General features: G+C 38.3%; 18 protein-coding genes and 1 riboswitch. Of the genes, 10 read left to right on the forward strand and 8 right to left on the reverse strand.

Annotation, left to right across the window (positions count from 1 at the left end; genetic code table 11):
* Nucleotides 1-46: 46 nt before the first annotated feature.
* The 4 genes from B4N75_RS00255 (at nt 47) to B4N75_RS09240 (ending at nt 4,297) form a co-directional block, all read left to right on the forward strand.
* Nucleotides 47-1,564, forward strand: coding sequence for a VWA domain-containing protein (locus B4N75_RS00255; RefSeq protein WP_296706246.1), 1,518 nt, complete (start codon nt 47-49; stop codon nt 1,562-1,564).
* Nucleotides 1,513-2,907, forward strand: a complete 1,395-nt coding sequence (locus tag B4N75_RS00260) for a hypothetical protein (RefSeq protein ID WP_296706247.1) — start codon at nt 1,513-1,515, stop codon at nt 2,905-2,907. The genes B4N75_RS00255 and B4N75_RS00260 overlap by 52 nt, the downstream gene beginning before the upstream one ends.
* 144 nt (nt 2,908-3,051) lie before the next feature.
* Nucleotides 3,052-3,618, forward strand: coding sequence for a Smr/MutS family protein (locus tag B4N75_RS00265; protein WP_296706249.1), 567 nt, complete (start codon nt 3,052-3,054; stop codon nt 3,616-3,618).
* Nucleotides 3,619-3,718: 100 nt separating this feature from the next.
* Nucleotides 3,719-4,297, forward strand: coding sequence for a DnaJ domain-containing protein (locus B4N75_RS09240; RefSeq protein ID WP_414717816.1), 579 nt, complete (start codon nt 3,719-3,721; stop codon nt 4,295-4,297).
* Nucleotides 4,298-4,395: 98 nt separating this feature from the next.
* Here the strand turns inward: B4N75_RS09240 and infA are convergent, their stop codons facing one another.
* Entirely contained in the window at nt 4,396-4,617 is a 222-nt protein-coding gene (gene infA / locus B4N75_RS00275) for a translation initiation factor IF-1 (RefSeq protein WP_296023493.1), read from the reverse strand.
* 88 nt (nt 4,618-4,705) lie between these two features.
* On the opposite strand from infA, the gene B4N75_RS00280 reads away from it, so the two are divergent.
* Nucleotides 4,706-5,062 carry a TraR/DksA family transcriptional regulator gene (locus tag B4N75_RS00280; RefSeq protein ID WP_296023488.1) on the forward strand — a complete coding sequence of 119 codons (357 nt, stop codon included), beginning with the start codon at nt 4,706-4,708 and terminating at the stop codon, nt 5,060-5,062.
* Here the strand turns inward: B4N75_RS00280 and B4N75_RS00285 are convergent.
* The 5 genes from B4N75_RS00285 to B4N75_RS00305 all read right to left on the reverse strand — a co-directional run bounded on the left by B4N75_RS00285 (nt 5,059) and on the right by B4N75_RS00305 (nt 12,708).
* Entirely contained in the window at nt 5,059-5,943 is an 885-nt protein-coding gene (locus B4N75_RS00285) for a histidinol-phosphatase (RefSeq protein ID WP_296669197.1), read from the reverse strand. The two genes, B4N75_RS00280 and B4N75_RS00285, sit on opposite strands and share 4 nt — an antisense overlap.
* Complete coding sequence (locus B4N75_RS00290; RefSeq protein WP_296669198.1) at nt 5,940-7,943, reverse strand: response regulator; 2,004 nt, start codon at nt 7,941-7,943, stop codon at nt 5,940-5,942. The genes B4N75_RS00285 and B4N75_RS00290 overlap by 4 nt, the downstream gene beginning before the upstream one ends.
* Nucleotides 7,930-9,195 carry a response regulator gene (locus tag B4N75_RS00295; protein ID WP_296023474.1) on the reverse strand — a complete coding sequence of 422 codons (1,266 nt, stop codon included), beginning with the start codon at nt 9,193-9,195 and terminating at the stop codon, nt 7,930-7,932. Before B4N75_RS00295 ends, B4N75_RS00290 begins: the two co-directional genes overlap by 14 nt.
* A gap of 294 nt (nt 9,196-9,489) precedes the next feature.
* Nucleotides 9,490-11,607: a methyl-accepting chemotaxis protein gene (locus B4N75_RS00300; RefSeq protein ID WP_296706252.1), complete on the reverse strand. Its 2,118-nt coding sequence runs from the start codon at nt 11,605-11,607 to the stop codon at nt 9,490-9,492.
* Nucleotides 11,608-11,631: 24 nt separating this feature from the next.
* The gene (locus B4N75_RS00305) at nt 11,632-12,708 is read right to left on the reverse strand and encodes a TRAP transporter substrate-binding protein (protein ID WP_296669201.1); all 1,077 of its coding nucleotides are present in this window, start codon (nt 12,706-12,708) and stop codon (nt 11,632-11,634) included.
* Nucleotides 12,709-13,029: 321 nt separating this feature from the next.
* On the opposite strand from B4N75_RS00305, the gene B4N75_RS00310 reads away from it, so the two are divergent.
* Entirely contained in the window at nt 13,030-13,215 is a 186-nt protein-coding gene (locus B4N75_RS00310) for a hypothetical protein (protein WP_296706255.1), read from the forward strand.
* Between the two features lie 183 nt (nt 13,216-13,398).
* Here the strand turns inward: B4N75_RS00310 and B4N75_RS00315 are convergent, their stop codons facing one another.
* Entirely contained in the window at nt 13,399-14,781 is a 1,383-nt protein-coding gene (locus B4N75_RS00315) for an MATE family efflux transporter (protein WP_296706257.1), read from the reverse strand.
* Nucleotides 14,782-14,929: 148 nt separating this feature from the next.
* Here B4N75_RS00315 and B4N75_RS00320 point away from each other — a divergent pair, with 148 nt between their 5' ends.
* From B4N75_RS00320 to B4N75_RS00335, 4 genes are all read left to right on the forward strand, one after another.
* Nucleotides 14,930-15,793 (forward strand): AraC family transcriptional regulator, encoded by an 864-nt coding sequence (locus tag B4N75_RS00320; RefSeq protein ID WP_296706260.1) that lies wholly within the window; start codon nt 14,930-14,932, stop codon nt 15,791-15,793.
* A 552-nt stretch (nt 15,794-16,345) separates the two neighbouring features.
* Nucleotides 16,346-16,612 (forward strand): hypothetical protein, encoded by a 267-nt coding sequence (locus B4N75_RS00325; RefSeq protein WP_296669207.1) that lies wholly within the window; start codon nt 16,346-16,348, stop codon nt 16,610-16,612.
* Between the two features lie 78 nt (nt 16,613-16,690).
* Nucleotides 16,691-16,786: riboswitch (glycine riboswitch) on the forward strand.
* 97 nt (nt 16,787-16,883) lie between these two features.
* Nucleotides 16,884-18,404: an alanine/glycine:cation symporter family protein gene (locus B4N75_RS00330; RefSeq protein WP_296669208.1), complete on the forward strand. Its 1,521-nt coding sequence runs from the start codon at nt 16,884-16,886 to the stop codon at nt 18,402-18,404.
* Between the two features lie 125 nt (nt 18,405-18,529).
* Complete coding sequence (locus tag B4N75_RS00335; protein WP_296706262.1) at nt 18,530-19,153, forward strand: DJ-1 family glyoxalase III; 624 nt, start codon at nt 18,530-18,532, stop codon at nt 19,151-19,153.
* Between the two features lie 132 nt (nt 19,154-19,285).
* On the opposite strand, the gene B4N75_RS00340 is transcribed toward B4N75_RS00335, so the two are convergent.
* Nucleotides 19,286-20,170 (reverse strand): acetate/propionate family kinase (locus B4N75_RS00340; protein ID WP_296706264.1); only part of this gene is annotated, 885 nt, incomplete at its 5' end.

A 20,170-nucleotide genomic window follows, 5' to 3' on the forward strand; every position in this document is an offset into this window, starting at 1 on the left:
GTTCCGCTACAAAAAAGTGGCAAAAAGTTTGGGTGTTGCAAATTTGATGAATAATTTCCAAAAAAATAAATCTTTCCGCCGTTTTAAAATTTCGATAATTTTGCGGACTATTCTGCGTTTTTTTGCCTGTGCATTTGCAGTTTTTGCTTTTGCAGGAATTTTCTGGGGAACAAACTCTGTCGCAGTTCAAAAAACTGGAGATGCGGTTGCCTTTGTTTTTGATATTTCCTGGAGCATGAATGCAAAAGACGCTCCTGGAGGTTTGACGAGACTTGAAGCGTCAAAACAATATGCCTGGAAACTTCTTGAAAAAATGAATGGAACATCTGTGAGCGTGGTTCTTGCAAAAGGCGATGGAATTATTGCCGTTCCTTTGACAGATGACAGGACAAGCGTTGATTCTATTTTAGAAAGCCTTTCTCCAACTTTAATGACGGCTGCCGGTTCTTCAATCGGAAAAGGAATTTCTTCTGCAATGCAGTCTTTTCCAAAAAATATGAGTCAGAACGCTCATGTCTGGGTTTTTACTGACGGAGATGAAACTGACGGCTCACTGTCATTTGCTCTTGACGATGCTGCAAGGTTTGGAATCCCTGTTACTTTGGTTGGTTTTGGAACTGCGCGTCCAGTTGAAATTCTTGCAGGAGATGGCGCTACAAAAGTAAAAACTTTTTTAAATGCTGAAAAAATGATAGATGCCGCTTCTGCTGCCAATAAAAAATCACTTTTGCCACGGCACCGTCTTAGTCCAGACAATTCGATTTCTTATGTTGCTGCCGATTCTGAAGGTTCTGCCTACGTTTTGCTAAATCAGCTTTCTGGAAAAAAAATGTCTGGAGAGTCTTTTGAAATTCAAAAGATTTCGCATCACAAGCTGTTTATTTTTCTGTCGATTGTATTTTTTATTTTTTCCTTTATAGTTTCCGAGCTTGATTTGAATTTTCTTTTTGGTTCTAAATCGTCAAAAAAAACGGCTGTTCTTGCGGTTTTTGCGGTTCTTCCGTTTTTTACCTCTTGTAAGTCCGAAAAATTTTCAGTTTTGAACGGAGTTTTTAACTGGTATCAAAAAAAATATCAGACGGCGACGGCGAATTTTTTGCGTTCGTATAACAATTCAAAACTTTCAGAAGATAAAATTCTTGCAGAGTATTGCGCTTACAATCTTGCTTCAACATACATCATGCAGGACGAGCTCGATGCCGCTTTAATCAGGCTTGAACAGGTTTCGCCAGAAGCAGATGAAAAACTCAAGAGTTCAGCTTTTTATAATGCCGGAATTATTGCAAACCGCCGCGGAGATTTTTCGCTTGCAAGGGAATATTTTAAAAAAGCGGTTCTTGCGGATTCTTCAAATTTGAATGCAAAAATCAACCTGGAATTTATTCAGCAGCAGCTGGAGACTCGAAATTCAAAGTCGGCAGAAAAAGAAATGACTTCTGTCAATGTTGAAAAAAACAATAATTCAATGGAAAATGCCGTTTTTAATCTTATTCAGCAGGAGGAAAAAGAACGATGGCAAAAACTTCAGTCAAACAAAAAAGATTCGTCAGTCGTGGATTATTAGTTTTTGTATTTTTTTTGATTTTTGCCTCTCTTTATGCAAAAACTCCGTCACCTGCTTTTATCCGCACATTAAAAGTAAAGGCGGACAATTCGTCGATTTTTACGGTATACGAAAACGGTTTTACGCTGAAAATTCCTGAAGTTGAGCCTTCTAACGTTCAGACCGATTTGCCGCAATTGCCGGAAGGAGTCCAGCTTGTTTCTTCAAAAAAAGAAGAATTTATTGGAGAAACAGGAATTCGTGGAACTGCTGTTCACCTTTGGTTTTCTTTTAAGAATACAGGTCCTGTTAGGCTTCCGCCTTTAATCGTAATTATTGGTTTTAGAACTTATTATATTCCGTTTGATGATATAACTGTTTTTGAAAATCCAGATTTGATAAATCCTCAGGCTTTTGTTGAATTTGTTTCCGGGGCAAAATTTGACAGAATTCTTGGAGATTCGAAAAAATTTACTGCAAGGGCAGGAGAAGAAATTATTTTTGAATTGAATTTGAAGTATTTTTCTCAGATAATTTCCTTTGACTGGAAATTGCCGAAAAATTCAATTTTTGAAGAAATAGAAACTTCTGAATATGTTAGTGGAAAATCTGTCGGAAGAAATTTTTCGGACAAAAGCCTTCCTGTCGCAAAATTCCGGTGGAAGCCGCTTGTTGAAGGAGAATACGATTTGCCGGAATTTGCTTTGACTGCGATTGCTTACAATGGAAGCCAGCGCACTGTAAAAATTCCGAATGTAGTTTTAACGGTTTTGCCGGCTTCTCTAAAAGTTGAAAACTCTGAAAACAAAATAATCGACAAAAAACTATTTAATTCGGCATTTTCTGAGCCAAAAAACACTGCTGGCGGTTTTACAAAAAAGAAAATTGGAATTGAAGATTGCAAAAAAATTGTGGAATTGCGCAGTTTTGAACGAAATTCTTTGTTTTCTGGAAAAGAAAAATTGGAACGCGAACAGCTTGAAAAGAAGTTTTCGCTTTCAAATAACGAAAATGAAATAAAAAAGCCTTTTGTAGAATTATTTGCTGTGTGCGGAATAGTTTTGCTGGTTTTGATGGTGATTTTTATTGTTTTAAAACGAAAAAGAATTGCAATTATGCTTGCGTTCTGCATGATTTTGGCATTTGTTGTGAGTTTTTATAAAGGAACTCAAGTTTTTAAAAAATATGGAATTTTTGCTGGAGGAAGCATAAGTCCTGTGCCGGAAGAAACAAGTTCTGGCGTTCAGAATTTTTACGGTGGAATCCGTGTAAGAATTTTAGAAAAAACAAGCGATTATTTTTATATAGAATCGTCGGAAATAAACGGCTGGGTAAAAAAAGAGCTTGTCTTTGAAATAAAATAATTTACTGAAAAGCGGCAAGGATAGGAGTGGCGGCGTAGGCCGTTGCGGAACTTTGTGGAGCAATGAAGGCGAACGCCGGAACCACGGATAGCCTGATTTTTGCTATGCAAAAAGCCGCCCGATAAAAATTTATTGGAGGAAAAAATGGATTTTGGTGATATTTTGACACAATGGGCGGAAACTCAAAAAAAAGAAAAATCTGCTGCAAAAAGGCCTGCGGTTCAGGTTAGCCATAAAAAAGCAAATGCGCCGACTCCCGAAGAAAAAAAACTTGCCGCTCAAAAAAGCAAAAAAACTTTGGAAGGCCGGATGCTTGCGGATTCAAAAAAAACAGTTAATCCAATGGAACTTTGGCTGCGCCGTTATGGAACTGTTGATAAAGACCGTTTGAACGAAGAAAGCGAAGAAGCGTCAAAAATGGAAAATCGCAATTACTTAAAATCTATGCGTCCTGAAGCAAGAATTGATCTGCATGGCTTTACCCGGGACGAAGCCTGGGCAAAGCTTGAAGCTTTTGTAAACGATTGCCTTAGGCGCGGAATAAAAAAGATTGAAATTGTTCACGGAAAGGGAATCCACAGCCACGGAACGGATCCTGTTTTGGGCGCAATGGTGCGGACTTTTATTGAGCAGAATAAACATTTGGGTGTGAGCGGACACAACGACAGAAATCATGGCGGTTCTGGAGCAACCTGGGCTTTGTTAAAGTAAGTTTTAAAAAACTGTTTTTACTTGTAACTGTGGGGAATTTTGATTATTTTAATTGCAGAACGTTTTATAATAAAAGAAGTAAAAACTTAAGGAAGTAGTATTGGAAGATTTATACGCAGCATTGGGAGTTTCTAAAGATGCGTCTCAGGACGAAATAAAGTCGGCTTACAGAAAACTTGCTATGAAATATCATCCTGACCGGAATCCAGGTAATAAAGAAGCCGAAGAAAAATTCAAGAATATAAGCGCTGCTTACGATGTTTTAGGTGATGAAACTAAGCGCCGTAATTATGACAGTTTTAGTGCTTTTGGTGCTCAGTCTCAGCAGTCGTATAATCAGCAATACAATCCTTGGGGGCAGCAAAGTTCTTATGGCGGTCAGTCTTATCAGGACGATCCGTTTTGGCAGTGGGCGCAATATGGCTGGAAAAACGAGAATTCGCAAAACGGTCAAAACCGCACATATTATTATAAATATGAAGAAAAAAAATACACTCGCGCCGAATGGTTCGGGCAACTTTTGAAAAATGCGGCAATTTTGCTTTTGAGCATGTATTTTATGAGATTTAGTTTTTTTATAATTCCTATTGGTCCTATTTTATGTATTGCAGGAATCGTAAAGGGGCTTTCTGGAATGACAAAAAGCCTTAAAGGAATTTTTGCGAGAAAGACAAAATAAAAAATAGCTTTGTAGATTTAGATTTACAGAATAGAAAAAAAAGGCCATTGAGCGGTTAAAAACCGAAATGACCTTTTTTTTGCAATCGACAGTTTTGACTAGCGTTCGCGGAAAATTATGCGTCCGCGGTTCAGGTCGTATGGAGAGAGTGCAACTTTTACGCTGTCTCCTGGAACAATCTTAATGTAGTGTTTGCGCATTTTGCCTGAAAGATGTGCCATGATGATATGTCCGCCGTTTTTAAGCTCAACGCGGAACATTGTGTTTGGCAGCGCCTCTTTTACAATTCCTTCAACTTCTATAGCTTCTTCTTTAGCCACATTTCCTCCAAAAAAAGTTTGCCTTTTTGTTAGTTCTTTATTATATTTATTATCTACTTATAAAAAATCTTGTCAACGGGAGACGGATATGGAAAAAACATTTGTTGAAAAAATGAAAGAAAAATTAATTGAGCAGAAAAATACGATTCTTGGATCTCTTGCTGCACAAAATGAAGATTACAAAAAAATTGTCGAAGGCGGAGAGTCTGGAGATGAAGTTGATGTTGCTTCTGATGTTGTAGATGGTCGTTTGCTTGAATCGCTTGGCGCTCAGGATTCAAACCGCCTGCAAATGATAAATAATGCGCTTGATCGCATTAAACAGGGAACTTATGGCCGTTGCCTAGTTTGTAAGAAAGAAATTCCTGAAGAAAGACTCGAAGCGATTCCTTACGCTTTTATGTGCATTAACTGTCAGAGCCGCAACGAAAGACAGAATCGCTAAATCTTATATGTGATTATATTTTTATTTTTCGGGTATGCAAGCTCTGTGTACCCGATTTTTTTTGCAAGAGCAACAGCTTCTTCAAATGCGCAATCTAGCGTTTCGGCGGCATGCGAATCCGAGTTGACCATTATCGGGACGTTTTGTTCGTGCAAAAGCGTTAAAAAATATTCTGACGGGTATGGAAGTGTTAAAAATCCGCGGCTTATTGCGCCTGTATTTATTTCGCAGATAACTCCAGCATGGCTTATGGATTTTGCAGTTTCTTTAAGTTCGTTTTTGTACCAGCCTTCATTTTCGTTAAAAAATGGATTTTTCTGGTTGAATTTGCGGACTAAGTCTGCGTGGCCGATTACCGAAAAATTACATTCCGAAAGCATTTTTCGCTCTGATTTAAAATAATGGCAGATCATTTTTTTTGCATTGCCTGAGTAAACGTTTTTTATTCCTTCAAAAAGTTTTTCTGCGCTCCAGTCGACAGGCATGGTTTTTTCTGGAGAGTTTTCACCATTGTACAGATAATGAATAGAACCGATTAAAAAGTCGGGAGAAAATTTTTTATAAGCGTCAAAATCCGGTTTGCAAAAAGGCGGAATATAGTCTGCTTCAAAACCACAGAAAATTTCTATTTGATCCGCATATTTTTGTTTTAGAGAGTTGATTTCTTGAGTGTATTTTTCAAATTCATCTTTTTTTATGCTGTCGCCAAAAGAAAACGGCCAGGTTGAATGGCTCGAAAAACCTAAAATCTTAAAACCTTTTTTTATGGCAGAAATGACATTTTCTTCCGGTGTGTTTTTTCCGTCGCAAAATGTGGAATGTGTGTGAAAATTTACTTTTAATGGCTTTGAATCTTTTCTTAAATCAAAAAAATCTTTCATTTTTTTACTGCCTGTTCTTCTCTTATGAATTTTGCTACAAGTTTTTTAAAGCGGACATATTCATGCTTAAATTCTTCCAGATTGAATCTGCAGCTTGCGATGTCATTTGTTTTTGCCGTAAGATTTAGTCTGGAAGCGTATTCTGCAAGCAATTTTGCGCTTACCGTGCCAGAACTGCCTTTTAGAGAATGACCCAGTGCGCGTAATTTTTCAAAATCTTTTGCTTCAACAGCCATTTCCGCTTCTTTTAAAAGTCGGTTTGTCTGTTTTGCAAAAATTTTTAATACTTCGATTGCAGACGCAATATCACCGCCTGTAGTGTCCAAAAAATCTTCTTTGTCCCATGCCGTTTTTTTTGCAGAAATTTCTGGTTCGAGGGTTGTTACAGATTTTAAAACAGGCAAATCTATAATTGGAATCCAATTTTCGAGAATAGTGCGGATTGTGTTGCTTTTGAACGGCTTTACAAGAATGTCGTTTATGCCACTTTTTTTGTATGTTTCAAAATCGTTTGAGTCGTTATTTGCCGTACACGCGATGATAATTCCTTTGTAGCCGGATTTTCGGAGTTCGATAGTGGCTTCAACTCCATTTTTTACAGGCATTTGAATGTCCATAAAAATTATTTCAATGTTTGGATTTTGTTTAATCTGTTCAACTGCCTGCTGCCCGTCTTCTGCTAAAAAAACATCTGCTCCAAAATTCCGCAAAAAAGTTTCGATTAACTTGCTGTTTACAGGATGGTCTTCTGCAACGAGAACTCTTTTGTTTTTTGCAACAGATGAATCATCAACCGGATCAAGAGTCATAATCATGTCGTCGTTTGCAAGTTCCAGTTCAACAATGTTGTTATTTTTTTTGACTGTACTTTCCTTTAAAAGCTCAAATACTTTTCTTCGCTTTAATGGCTTGTAAAGGTATCCTTCAAACCAGTTGAGCATTTTCATTTTTGCTTCGCCTTTCATTTGGCCTTCTGGTACAAGAAGGTAAAGTTTTGGCGTGTTTTTTATTTTTTTTTCATTGTGAATTTCGCTTGCTAAATGCCAGCCGTCCATTGCTGGCATGATCATATCGATAAAAACGAGATTAAATGGATTTTTTTGAGCTTCTGCGTTTAAAATAAGTTGAATTGTGTTTTGAGGTTGTGTTGTCGATTCAATATTAAAGATTCCTGCGGCATTTAGAATTTTTATAAGTGAATTTGATGCTTTTTGGTTATCGTCAATTATTAAGATTTTAGATTTTTTTTGAGAGGAAACTGTTTCTCTTTGTTCAAAATTTTCAAATCCAGGATTTTTTACAATTGGCAGTGTAAACCAAAAAATTGACCCCTCGTCTTTGTTTGGCTTTACGCCGATTCTGCCATTCATTAAATGTACAAGATTTTTGCTGATTGAAAGTCCGAGTCCTGTTCCGCCGAATTTGCGGTAAGTAGAAATATCACCCTGGTAGTAATTTGTAAAGATTTTTTCTTTTTGTTCTTTTTTTATGCCGATTCCAGTATCTTTTATCGTGAATAAAATATTTTTTGCCGCTTTTTTTAGTTCAAGATGAATATAGCCGTGATTTGTGAATTTTACAGCATTTTTTAAAAGATTTAAGATTATCTGCTGAATTCTGACAGGATCGCCGCAAATTATCGAAGGAATTGAAAAATCAATGTCCGTAATAATTTCAAGTCCGCGGTTAAACGCTTCGATGCTGATTAAATCTACGACCTGCTCCGTAAGTTCGACAATGTTAAAAGGAACTGACTCCAGCTTAAACTGGTCGGAACGGATTTTTGTAAAATCCAAAATATTGTTTGCAAGGTCGAGCAGAACATCTGCGCTGAATTGAATTTGGCGTATGTATTCGCGCTGTTCGTCGTCCATGCTTGTGTTTTGCAAAAGTTCAACCGTGCCGATAATTGTTTGGATTGGTGTTCGGATTTCGTGAAGTGTGCTCGCAAGATAACGGCTGGCTTCGTCAATCGCACTGAAAGAGTTAGAATTTTCCATTTATGATTTCCAGTGCTTTTTGAATTATAAAATCAGGTTTTTGAGGTTTTACAATATAAGTTTTTACACCGAGCGAAAGCGACTGAACAATAAGTTCCCTCTGTGCCGACTGTGAATAAACGATTATCGGACTTTTTATGTTGAATTGCTGCAAGTTTTTTAAAATATCAAAACCGCTTATTCCTGGCATAAAAATATCAAGAATAATTAGAGTGTAATTATTTGTTTTTGCAGCCTGTAAAAATTCAGTTCCGCTTGAGAAAAGATCACATTCAGCATTTATAGATTTAAAACTTAGCGAAAGCAGCTGTCGGACGACTGCATCATCATCGACAATTGCAATTTTAAACGGCTGAATACCGTCTTGTTCTTCTTCGTGTTCTGCAGTTCCTGTATCTGAATAAAAACGCATTTCTACAGAACCTTCGTCTTCTGAACCTGTTGATGTTAAAATCTGATCTGAAATTATGTCTTGAACTGTTGATTCTGAACTGCTTTCAACCAACGAATTTAAAACTTCGTTTAAGTTTGAAACGACCTCTACACCGTAATATTCTGTATGTCCGTCAACGAATTCTTTTGCAAAAGTGTCTAGCGAAAGAACTTTTAAGTTTTTTCGTTCAATTCTCTTGTCTGCAAGAATATTATCAAAAAGGAGCTCAAGGTTTGAGCCGTCGACAAAACTCAGAGAAAGGCCTGTCATCATTACTATAACTTTCGGAGAATCCAGACGATTTTTGTCCATAAGTTCTGTTAGCTTGTATTTTAGGAGGGCCATTTTTTCGCGATTAAGCCCTTGTGCAATTTCAATAAAAATAATGTTTTTGTTCAGGTGAATTTCAAGCACGCACGGAGTTATGTCCATTGTAAATGCAGAACGCAAAATTTGTCCGATTGATTCAAAAAAAAAGTCGAATTTGATTGGTTTTGTAAAATATTTTGCAACACCGTAATGAATAAGCTGTGCAACACGTTCCTTTTCGATTTTTGGACCGGAAATAATCATTGGAATTTTGACTGTATTCGGATTTGACGCTTTTTTATCCAAAAATTCCTGCATATCGTCAATCGAAGTTTCAATATCCAAAATAATCAGGTCAGGCAGGTCGTTCGCCATTTTGATTACGGCATCGCGGTGTCCCTGCGCAGTTTCAACCTCAATTTTTTCTTCGTTAAGTTTTTCTGTTAAAAATTCCCTGAACATTGGGGTTGCGTCTATGATTAAAACCTGTTTTTTTGGAAACTGTGCCATACTTTGATTTTAGAATAACTCTATCGAATTTTCAATTAAAATCTTTTGATAGAAGATTTTGTTTTAACGAAAAATTAACAGAATTGCAGACACTCTTTCTCTTTTGGTTTCTTTGGAATTGCAAAATTCTTTCTTCAACTTTGAGTTTTTGGAAAATTCAAAAAAAACACCTCCCAAGAAACTTTATTTGTGCTTCTTTAGGAGGTGTACTCTAGAAGGTTAGTTTTATTGACTGATTTTTGGTTTTGTCAATTTTTTACGACAAGCTTATAAAGCCGTCTGAACGTAATTCTGTTAAATTTTGAACAAGTCGATTTCTGAACCGATTTTGTCGATAGAATCTTTCACTTTGTGCGAAATATCCGAAAGTGATTCTTCTGCCGCGCTGATTCTTTCGGCCCCTTCGCTCATATTTGACATGCTGTCGCTCATTTTTACCGTAATCTCTTTTAGAGAGTTGATTTCGTTCATGATTTTTTCGTTGCGGTCTTCCATCTGTTTTGAAGAAGAGCGTACATTGTTTGTACTTTCGTTCATGTCTTTGAGAGAATTTACAATTTGTTCTGAACCAATCTGCTGTTCATTCATTGCGCCCTTAATCTGCACAACAAGCTGGTCTGTTTCATGAATTTTGTTTGAAACAAGAGCCAGCGCTTTGCCAGATTCTGTTGCTGAAGAAACAACGTTCGTAATTGAATCGCGGATTTTGTCGAGTTGTTCTCCAATCGTTTTTGATTGCAGCGATGAAGTTTCTGAAAGTTTTCTAATTTCGTCTGCAACAACGGAGAATCCTTTTCCTGCTTCGCCAGCATGCGCTGCTTCGATTGCCGCATTCATTGCAAGAAGGTTTGTTTGTTCCGCAATCGAAGCAATTACAGAGTTTGCCTCCTGAAGCATTTTTGACTGGCCCTCAATAGAAGTAATTTGGTCGTTTACATCTTGCTGTTTAGAAAAACCTGCCTGTGCGTTTGCTGTAAGTTCTTCGAATGAAAGTGCCATTTTGTCGACAGAACTGTTTACGCTTGCAATGTTTCCAACCATTTCTTCGACCGCCGCAGTTGCTTCGTTTACACCGCTTACCTGTTTTTCAATCATATCGTTCAAAACCGTAATTGAATTTGAAATTTCGGAAACTGAACTAGCCGTTTGGTGTACGCTGTCGTTTTGGAACGAAATTTGATTTCGAATATTGGAAAGATTTTGAATTATATTTGAAATTGAACTTGAAGTTTCTGTCGTAGTTTCGGACATCTGGCTTCCGGCAGAATAAAGAGTTTCTTTTGAACTCTTTATTTCTCCTACGATTTGCTGCAATTTGTCGCAGAAAAAGTCAAATTGAATTACAAGATCGCCAATTTCATCGCGGATAAGCAGCTTTACACGTTTTGTAAGGTCTGCATCTCCGCTTGCCATATCTTTGAGCGTATTTGTTACATTATAAATTCGCCACATAAGCCAGCGTACAAAAAATCCGCCGATTGTAATGATGAGCGCACAAAGGATACATACTACTGGAATAACGATTGTTCCGGTTTTTGCACGGATTGCTTCGATTGATTCAATGCTCTTTGCAATAAAGAACATTCCTGTAATCTTTCCGTCGCCTGATGTAATCGGGAAATAATATCCGTAGTACGAACGTCCGCTTATATCGACAGGTCCTGCAAATGCATTTCCTTCGTGGAGAACTGTTTCTTCAACAAAACTGTCGTCGAGCTTAGTTCCAGCGAGAGAGTTGCCGTCTGAATCCTTTAATGTTGTAGCAGTGCGAATATCATTTTTCAAAACAGTGCATTCAACGTTATAACTTCTTGCAATATAATCAATTATATGAGTTGTAGAAAGATCGTATCCTGTAACAACGGTTCCAAAAATTTTCCCGTTTATGTAGATTGGTTCGCTAGCGATTATTGCATAATTGAAATTTGCAACGCCCTCAATTCCGATTGATGACTCTCCAGAAAGAGCGTTTGCAACTGTTCCAATGTACGAAACGTCTACACCGTCTGTAACATTTGCGCCGCCGCCTTTTAATACTCGTCCGCGGGAATCTGTTACAAACATAAAGTCAATTTCCGAATCGTCTACAAAAGATTTTACAGCGTGCTGCAGCGCATAAGATGAATCGTATTCAATTGCATTTAGAAGTTCAGAATTGCGTGCAAAAAGTTTAGAGTAGTGAGAAAGATCGTTTTCTCTCGAAGTTATATAAAGTTCAACCCCGTCTGCAGTGTGGTTAAGATCTTCTATTGTGTTGTCAATCATCTTGCTGTTAAAAATTCCTAGCGAGAGAATGCAGACACCGATTGAACTAATAACTACGCCTGCACCGATAAAAAGCATTAACTTTGTAGAAATTTTCATGTTGCGTTTTGCTTTTGTGTCGAATCGGTCAAGTTCTTTTTTTGCCATTTTTATCCTCTTACATATAAAAAACTATTGTCTCGCCATCTTAAGGAAGCGTTCCATGCCATTCTTTTTGGCAAACTCGTCCTGAATAGGAAGAGCAATAGCTTTGAATGCTGCTGTGTCGATGTCGCTGTTTTCTACAACAACTGCTCCTTCAGCAATAGTTTTTGCTTTAGAACCAGATGCCTGTTCAAAAGTCTTTTGGCGTTCAACCTGTGTAGCGTAAGCGGCGGCCTGTTCAATCCACTTTTTCTGCGATGGAGTAAGCTTATTGAAGAAATCTCCGTTTACAAGCATAAGGCGGGTTGTAAAGTCGTGTTCTGTTTCGCAGATATATTTTCCGTTTTTTGCCTTGTGATGATTTTTTAAGCTCATATTTGTGTAGTCGTTTTCTGCAGAATCAACTTTTCCAGTGTTCAAAGCATCGTAAAGAACGCCCCAGCCGACTGAAGCAGGAATTGCGCCGCAGCCTTTCCAGAACTGCTGCTGAACTGGCGAGCTTCCGATTCGGATTGTCATGCCTTTTAAATCTTTTGGAGAATGAATTGGTTTTTTACCATAATAGTTTCTTACGCCGGCAGACCAGTATCCAAGAATCTGAATTTTGCCGTTTGTTTTCTGGTTTACGATTCCTGCAAGCTCTGAGCCGAACGGACCGTCCAGAACTTTTCCCCAGTGCGCAAAATTGTTAAAAAGATAGTTGAGCGAGAAAATGTCAACTTCTGCGACGCCAAGACTCGTAAGGTATCCTGGAGAAATTACTACGATGTTTGCTTCTCCGCTCTGGAGCTTTTTAAAAAGCTCGCCTTCGTCTTCGCTCATAGTTCCGTTGTAAAGAGTTGCAGTTGCTCCTCCGCCAGAAACTTGCTCAAGTTTGTCCTTAAATGCTTTTGCGCCAAAAGTGTAAGGATTGTCATCTGCGGTCTGATTGTGAGCCAGAGAAACTGTAATTTCGAGGGAGCGTGATTCAGTTTTTTTTGAAGCAGATGTTTTTGTTTTTGCAGAATCTCTTGAGATTACTTTTCCAGCCCGTGCAGCGTGCATTGAAAATGTTGCCGAAAGCATAAGTGCTGCAGCAATAACCGATTTTAAATTTTTTTTCATTTTAATCTCCCATAAAAAGTCAAGATTAAAACTTCAGTTTTAGAATTGACTTTTTAAATTGTTTCGCAACGAAGTGAGAAACAACAGATGATAAGAAAGTTTGCAACGCAAACTTGTAAAGATAAAAAATTGATTTTTTTAACACATTTTTAATATAAATATAATAATTTATAAAAATAACTCTGTCAAAAAAAATAGATTTTGGTCAAAATTTTATAAAAATTAACAAAAATAATTCCAACATACCAGATTATTGACCTCTTTTTTATTTTTTTTGTAAAATATGATAGCTTAATTTAAAAAAAAGTGGAGGAACCATCTATGAAAGATGTAGCAGAAGCCTTTGACGATTATTGGAAGACTCATTTTGAAAACCTTGTTCTTCCTATAAATCAAAAAAGCGAAATGAAAAAAATTGCTTTTCACGCATACAAAGAAGGTTATAAACGATTTGAACGTGAACATCTGACCGAAAAATCAGAAAACAGCGATACATTTTCCGCTTAATTTTTATCTGGACGAAATTTTTTGTCTAACCGGCTGCTTTGGGTTTGCTCGCGCGCATTGCGGCTGTCAATTTTTGTGTCTGCGAACATATTTTCTGCAAAAAAAAACATCAACAGTTTGATATTCATTTTTGACAGCCGCAACTAAAGCCCGCCGCATCCGGCGTAAGAAAAACTTAAAAAATTAAATTTCAGGTTTTTCAGTTGTTTTAATTTTTATAAAAATCCATACACCGAGAATTACCGCAAGCATTCCGCTCAAAAAGTTGCTTATTCCCATTACGATTCCGGCGGATTCGCTTCCGAAATTTGTAAATTTCTGAAGAATAATCAAAACTGGCACCCGGAAAACAAAAATTCGGCAAAAATTCATAAAAAGCGTTATTCTTGTTTTTCCAAAACCGTACATGAGCGACAGAACCGAAGCGTTTATTCCAAGAGGAATTGCGCCCCAGGCTTCCCAACGGTAAATTCCTTTTATCATTTCCTGAAATTTCAGGTTGTCTCCTGCAAAAAATTTCGAAATCTGTTCAAGGCACAAAAGGGAAATACTCATCAAAACAACTCCAATGATAAGGTTGCAGATAAGTTCGCACCAAAAGGCTTTGATTGTCCTGTTAAATTTTTTGGCTCCGCGGTTTTGGCTTATTACGGCGCTTCCGCCTTCCTGAAAACCATTTTGAGGCATAGTCGTAATTCCGCCGATGTTGTTAGAAATTCCGAGGGCGCCGACTGTCTGCGGTCCATAAACCGTGCACATTGAATTTACGATTACTTTTCCCATTGCAAAAGCCGCTTTTTCGATTATTACAGGAATTGAAAGTTTGAGCATTGGATTTACAATTTCACTTTTAAACGAAACCGCTTTTGCCGAAAAACTGAAAAGATTGCCTTTTTTTGTCATTACAACAATTGCTGTAAAAAGAACCGTCAGCTGCGAAATCAAGGTTGCAACTGCAATCGCTGTAATTCCAAGACGAAAAATATATACGAAGATTGCCGTCAATGCGAGCTTTGAGGCGACGATTCCCATATTCATATAAAGAATTCTTTTTGAATTTCCGCGCGCGCGTTCAATCGAAATGTATATGTTGTTAAAAAATGTTATTACAAGCGCAAGAATTTCGATTCTAAAGTAAGTGCTTCCTATCAAAATAAATTCTTCAGGAGTTTTCATAAAACGTAAAAATGCAGAAGCTGCCGGCAAAAGAAAGAGCAAAATTGCGCTGCCCAAAATTGCGCACATTGCAACCATTGTGGAAACTCTCTTGCTTACGAGTTCCCAGTCTCCAGCACCGTACGCTTCGCTTACTTTTATGCTCGCGCCGACTGCAAGACCGCTTCCAAGTGCGGAAAGCATAATCTGAATCTGGCCAATGTACGCAACCGAAGAAACTGCCGTTGCAGAAATATGCGCGGCCATCATCGTGTCGAAGACTTTAAAAATTTGTGTAAGGCTCTGGTACAGGGCGAGCGGAATGCAGACATAAAGAATTACATGAAACATATTTCCGTTTAGGGAAAATTCACGGAATTTTTCGTCTTTTTTTGAAAGTTGAACACTCATTTTTTTCGTCCTTTATATTTTATTATTTAGATTTTTTAACACAACCTTAATAAATTATATGCCAAAATAAAATGTAAAAAAGCGTGATTTTTATGAAAGATTGCATTAAACTACAGAAAATTTATGATTATCAAAAAACGGTAAAAAAATGAACCAGAAAGTATTTGATAATGCACGAAACGCATTTTACCGCGACACTGTAAAGGATTTTGACATAGTTTTTAAGAACAAAGAAGTTTCGATGGGAAACAGCCATTATCATCCGTATTTTGAAATTTGCTGCGTAAAAAAAGGACAGTGCAGAATTTTTGTCGACCACAATCTTTTTTTTGTGAATGAAGGCGAAATTGTAATTCTTCCGCCGTCAACCTTGCACAGAAATCAATATGAAAAAGAAATGCCGGCGGAAAGAGTCAATTTGAGTTTTACTCAGGAATTTGTCGAGCCTTTTTTGCGTCTTCTTATGCCGAATTTTTTAGGAAAAACTATGGTTTTGGGAAAGATGAGCTTTTCTGGAAAAGAAAGAAGAGAATTTTTTTATGTTTTGGATTTGCTTTTAAAAGAAAAAGAAAAAAGCGATTTTTACAGCGGCTTGAACATTCACGGACTGATTCTTAGTCTTTTTTCTATGATTGGACGCAACGGAAGCAATATAAAAAAAGAAGAGCTTATTGATCAGACGACGGCTTCGGTTCAGAAAGCTGCAAAATTTATTTTTGAAAACTATGCGCAAAAAATTACACTTAACGAGGCTGCTGGAATTGCAGGAATGTGCAGCACATATTTTTCTAGAAAATTTATGGAAGTGACAGGCTATGGTTTTAAGGAATACCTGACAAACGTGCGCATAAAGCGAAGCCAGGAAATGCTTATAACTGGAAAACTGACCGTAACGCAGATTGCTTTTGCCTGTGGCTTTGCCGATGCGAATTATTTTGGCGATGCGTTTAGAAAATGCACTGGCTGTTCTCCCAGAGAGTTTCGTAAAAAGTACAATCTGCCTGAAATTTAAAAAGAAAAATAGATTTTTTATAACAATTTTTTTATTTTACGGGCATGGAATACCGTGTTAGTATTAAATCGTGGTCAGGAAAGAGATGAGGACTTAGCACCGGCCGCACGTAGAGGAGACGCTTATGTTGCCGACAAAAATATCAGACCTTTTAGAGGTCAAAAACTAGACATAATCTACCTGCAGTTACGCAGGAACTGAATATTGTGCCAACAGACTAAATGTGTTTTGTATGGCGTTTATACATACCGGGATGAGCTCCCGGTTTTTTTGTTTTAAACTGAGTTTTTGTTTTTTGAAATTACCAGAAAATCCGCAATTTGTGTTTTTGGAAGAAAATTGTTTATGAACAAAAAAAATTAGCCCTGGCTGTAGCAACGAAGTTGAGGCGGATGCTGAGTTTTGCGAAGCTGCCGCCTCAATGGAGCGGAAGCGGAATTGCGAAAGACGGGTTTGACAAAAAATTGCGCTCCAGAATAGCTCACCTTTAAATAAGATTTTATATGCAAGTTTGGCGTTGTTTATGTTATCATAAGTTTTGAGGTAAGAATTATGTTTGATGATGATATTTATACTACTGGCGATGATGATTTGGACGATTTTGATTACTATGTTTCTTACATCAAGGCTTTGGAAGAGGAGCTGGTAAGCAAAGGCGACATTGTGCGTGAACTTATGGATGAATTTGACATTGAAAAGGACGAGGCTGTAAAAATTCTGAAAAAGTATCTGCGGGAAAAGTCTGACGATGATGATGACGATGAAGAAGATGACATTGTTGAGGACGATGATTATAGCGATGGAAACAGGGAAAATTAATCGTTAAAATATAAAAGCTCTTGTAAAAAGCTTGTCATATTGGTAATCTTATAAATGAAGGCGGGTGCGTTGTACCTAAGCCATCTCTCTGGAGAGTCCTTGTAATGTGGCAAGGCGCCGAAGGGTTAAGGTTATAAGAACCGATATCTCAGGCAAACGGACGGAGCTTAAAAAAGTTCTACTCACTCTAGAGAGCCTGCCCGATGAGACAGGCTCTATTTTTTTCTCTGCGCTAGTTTTGCAGGGATTTTTTATTCTCAAGGAGAACACTATGACTTCATCGGTGTTCACAAAAATCAATTCTGTTTTAGATGCTATTGACGGTTTTGTGTGGGGACTTCCTCTCATAATTCTGATTCTTGCAACCGGCATCTTTTTGACAATTAGGCTTAGAGGCGTTCAGTTCTCTCAGCTCAAATTTGCAATTAAATCTATTTTCCGCAAATCTGATTCAAAAGAGGGAGGAGAACTTTCTTCTTTTAAGAGCCTTTGTACTGCGCTTTCTGCAACAATTGGAACTGGAAACATTGTCGGTGTTGCTACCGCCATTGCGCTTGGCGGACCTGGTGCGCTTTTCTGGATGTGGCTTGCCGCGCTTTTGGGAATGGCCACAAAATATTCTGAATGTCTTTTAGCTATTCATTTCCGTGAAGAAAAAGCAGACGGCCATATTCTCGGCGGTCCTTTCTACACTTGTGAAAAAGGAGTTGGCGCAAAATTCCCTCGTCTTGGAAAAGTTCTCGCAATTTTGTTTGCAATCTTCGGAACTATGGTTGGTTTGTTTGGAATCGGAACTTTCAGTCAGGTAAATTCAATCACGACCGCAGTTGAAACATTCTCTTCTACTGTTGTCGGCGGTGCCGCTCTCGCTACTGTTTCAATTCCTGGAATTGGAACATATTCTGTTGTTGTAGTAATTGCTTCTATTGTTCTTGCAATTTTGGCCGCGCTCGTAATCATTGGCGGTCTTAAAAGAATTTCAAATGTTGCGGCTGTAATTGTTCCTGCAATGGCTGTTGTTTATTTTGTGTTTGGTGTTTTTGCAGTTTCTTGCAATATTTCTCATGTTACAGAGGCTTTTGAGAGAATCTTCCAGGGCGCATTTGGCTTTAAGGCTGTTGCCGGTGGCGCTGTAGGCGCAATGATTGTTGCAATGCAGAAAGGTATTGCCCGCGGTATTTTCTCGAACGAAGCCGGACTTGGTTCAGCTCCAATTGCTGCTTCTGCTGCAAAGGTTGATTATGCGGTTCAGCAGGGAATTATCTCAATGACTGGAACTTTCTTTGATACAATCGTAATCTGTACAATCACAGGTCTTACAATTGTAATCGGTGGAATTTTGAATCCTGAAATTCTTGACCCTGAAAAATTCCAGGGATTTGCAATTACAAACGCTGCATTCCACGCTTTGCTTCCACGCATTCCTGGCGTTGTAATTTCGTTTGTTTTGATGGCCTGCCTTATTTTGTTTGCATTTACGACAATATTGGGCTGGGATTATTATTCAGAACGCTGTATCGAATATCTTTCTAAAGGAAAAATGGCTCCAGTAAAAATCTACCGTTGGCTTTATATTGCCGCTATTTTTATCGGTCCTTATATGACTGTAAGCGCTGTTTGGACAATTGCCGACATCGTAAACGGACTAATGGCAATTCCAAATATTATTTCTCTTCTCATTTTGAACGGAATTATCGTAAAACTTACAGCAGATTATTTCTCTGGAAAGCGCATCTATTCAATTGGATACGATTTTTGGAACAATCCTGTTGCTGACTCAGAACAAAACTAAAAAAATAGAGTTCAGTTAAAAAATGGAAAATTTCCCCGGAAGGCAGAAGCTTTTCGGGGATTTTTTTTGACAAAATTTTTTGAACGAATTTTGCTGTAAAAAATGTTTTGTGGTAGAATGAGCCTATGAATATTTCTGTTTTTCTTGCGCCAGGGTTTGAAGAAATCGAAGCTCTGACGGTTGTTGATTATTTGCGTCGTGCTGGTCAAAATGTTACGACTGTTAGCGTGCCGGAAGACGGCTGTGTTGATGAGCAGATTGTTGTAAAAGGCAGTCATGGAATTCCTGTTATTGCTGATATTCTGCTTAAAGATTACATAAGAAAACTGGACGGTGAATTGACCGATGCCATTTACTTTCCTGGCGGAATGCCTGGAGCAAAAAACTTAGCAGATAACCAGTTTTTGTTTACTTTTACGATTAGAATGGCGCGAGGTGGAAAAGTTGTTGCTGCAATTTGTGCTGCTCCTGCTGTTGTTCTTGCTCCAACTGGAATTTTGGCTAACCGAAAATGGACATGCTATCCGGAGATGGAAAAAGAACTTGATAAATGGTGTGGAAGTGCGCTAAAAGCTGAAGAATTGACCGAAAATTCAACTCACATAAAAAATGTTCCGTTTGTTTTAGATAACAATGTGCTTACGGGGCGCGGACCTGGAACTGCCGAACAGTTTGCAATGAAATTTGTTGAACTTCTTTGCGGAGAACTTGTTGCAGAAAAAATCCGTCAAGGGGCTTGCCAGAGATAAATTTATAAAACAGTTTGTTTTTTATAAAAAAGGCTGTCTGAAAGTTTGTGGATTTTTTTTTAATTGCCACAGGTTCAGACAGCCATTTTTTTAGTAAAAAATTATGCGTTTTTAGCGCAGTTTTTAATTAAACTACGGCCTTACGATGATTTTTGCAAGTTCTGGATTCTTCTCAAGTTCCTTTACAAGTGCAGCCTCGCGCGCCTTGTTTCTGTAAGCTGGATCCTGGAAAGAATATGTGAAGTTTGTGTGAACATCGTATGTTCCGTTCATGATTGCGAATGCATCTTCTGTCATGACAAGCTCTTCGTCTGTAGGAATTACGAAAACCTTTACTTTTGAGTCGTCGGCAGAAATGCAAGTCTCAGCGTTGCCTGTGTTTGCAAGCTCGTTCTTTTTTGGGTCGATTTTTACGCCCATCCACTCAAGACCTTCGAGAGCGCGTCCGCGGATCAAAGCAGAGTGCTCGCCAACGCCTGCTGTGTAGACAATCGCGTCTACAGGGCCGATAGCAGCCATGTAAGCTCCAAAGTATTTTTTGAGGCGGTAAACTTCCATGTCAACTGCGAGCTGCGCGTCCTTGTTGCCTTTTTCAGCAGCGTCCGCAATGTCGCGGCGGTCAGAAGAAAGTCCTGTGAGTCCGAGAAGTCCGGATTTCTTGTTCAAAGCGTTGTCCATCTCTTCAACAGTCATTCCAGTCTGGCGCATGATATAGAAAGGAAGAGTAACGTCAACGTCGCCTGTGCGGGTTCCCATAACGAGTCCCTCAATCGGTGTGATTCCCATTGATGTGTCAAAGCAGCAGCCGTTCTTGACTGCGCACATAGAAGCGCCGTTTCCAACGTGGGCGATGATTACATTTGTGTCTTTTGGCGCTTTGTGAAGAAGAACAGAAGCGCGTTTTGCTGTGTAGAGGAATGAAGTTCCGTGGAATCCGTAGCGGCGCGCAGCGTATTTCTCGTACCATTCTTTTGGAACAGCGTAGCGGTAGCTTGCAGGAGGCATTGTCTGATGCCA

It is taken from the genome of Treponema sp. UBA7570 (assembly GCA_002477955.1).
Taxonomy (GTDB): Bacteria; Spirochaetota; Spirochaetia; order Treponematales; family Treponemataceae; genus Treponema_D.

Coding starts and splice junctions, on each gene's coding strand:
- B4N75_RS00265 (WP_296706249.1), top strand. CDS start 3,052: ATGGATTTTGGTGATATTTTGACACAATGGGCGGAAACTCAAAAAAAA.
- B4N75_RS00315 (WP_296706257.1), bottom strand. CDS start 14,781: ATGAGTGTTCAACTTTCAAAAAAAGACGAAAAATTCCGTGAATTTTCC.
- B4N75_RS00325 (WP_296669207.1), top strand. CDS start 16,346: ATGTTTGATGATGATATTTATACTACTGGCGATGATGATTTGGACGAT.
- B4N75_RS00310 (WP_296706255.1), top strand. CDS start 13,030: ATGAAAGATGTAGCAGAAGCCTTTGACGATTATTGGAAGACTCATTTT.
- B4N75_RS00260 (WP_296706247.1), top strand. CDS start 1,513: ATGGCAAAAACTTCAGTCAAACAAAAAAGATTCGTCAGTCGTGGATTA.
- B4N75_RS00290 (WP_296669198.1), bottom strand. CDS start 7,943: ATGGAAAATTCTAACTCTTTCAGTGCGATTGACGAAGCCAGCCGTTAT.
- B4N75_RS00305 (WP_296669201.1), bottom strand. CDS start 12,708: ATGAAAAAAAATTTAAAATCGGTTATTGCTGCAGCACTTATGCTTTCG.
- B4N75_RS00300 (WP_296706252.1), bottom strand. CDS start 11,607: ATGGCAAAAAAAGAACTTGACCGATTCGACACAAAAGCAAAACGCAAC.
- B4N75_RS00255 (WP_296706246.1), top strand. CDS start 47: ATGAATAATTTCCAAAAAAATAAATCTTTCCGCCGTTTTAAAATTTCG.
- B4N75_RS00320 (WP_296706260.1), top strand. CDS start 14,930: ATGAACCAGAAAGTATTTGATAATGCACGAAACGCATTTTACCGCGAC.
- B4N75_RS00280 (WP_296023488.1), top strand. CDS start 4,706: ATGGAAAAAACATTTGTTGAAAAAATGAAAGAAAAATTAATTGAGCAG.
- B4N75_RS00330 (WP_296669208.1), top strand. CDS start 16,884: ATGACTTCATCGGTGTTCACAAAAATCAATTCTGTTTTAGATGCTATT.
- B4N75_RS00335 (WP_296706262.1), top strand. CDS start 18,530: ATGAATATTTCTGTTTTTCTTGCGCCAGGGTTTGAAGAAATCGAAGCT.
- B4N75_RS00285 (WP_296669197.1), bottom strand. CDS start 5,943: ATGAAAGATTTTTTTGATTTAAGAAAAGATTCAAAGCCATTAAAAGTA.
- B4N75_RS00295 (WP_296023474.1), bottom strand. CDS start 9,195: ATGGCACAGTTTCCAAAAAAACAGGTTTTAATCATAGACGCAACCCCA.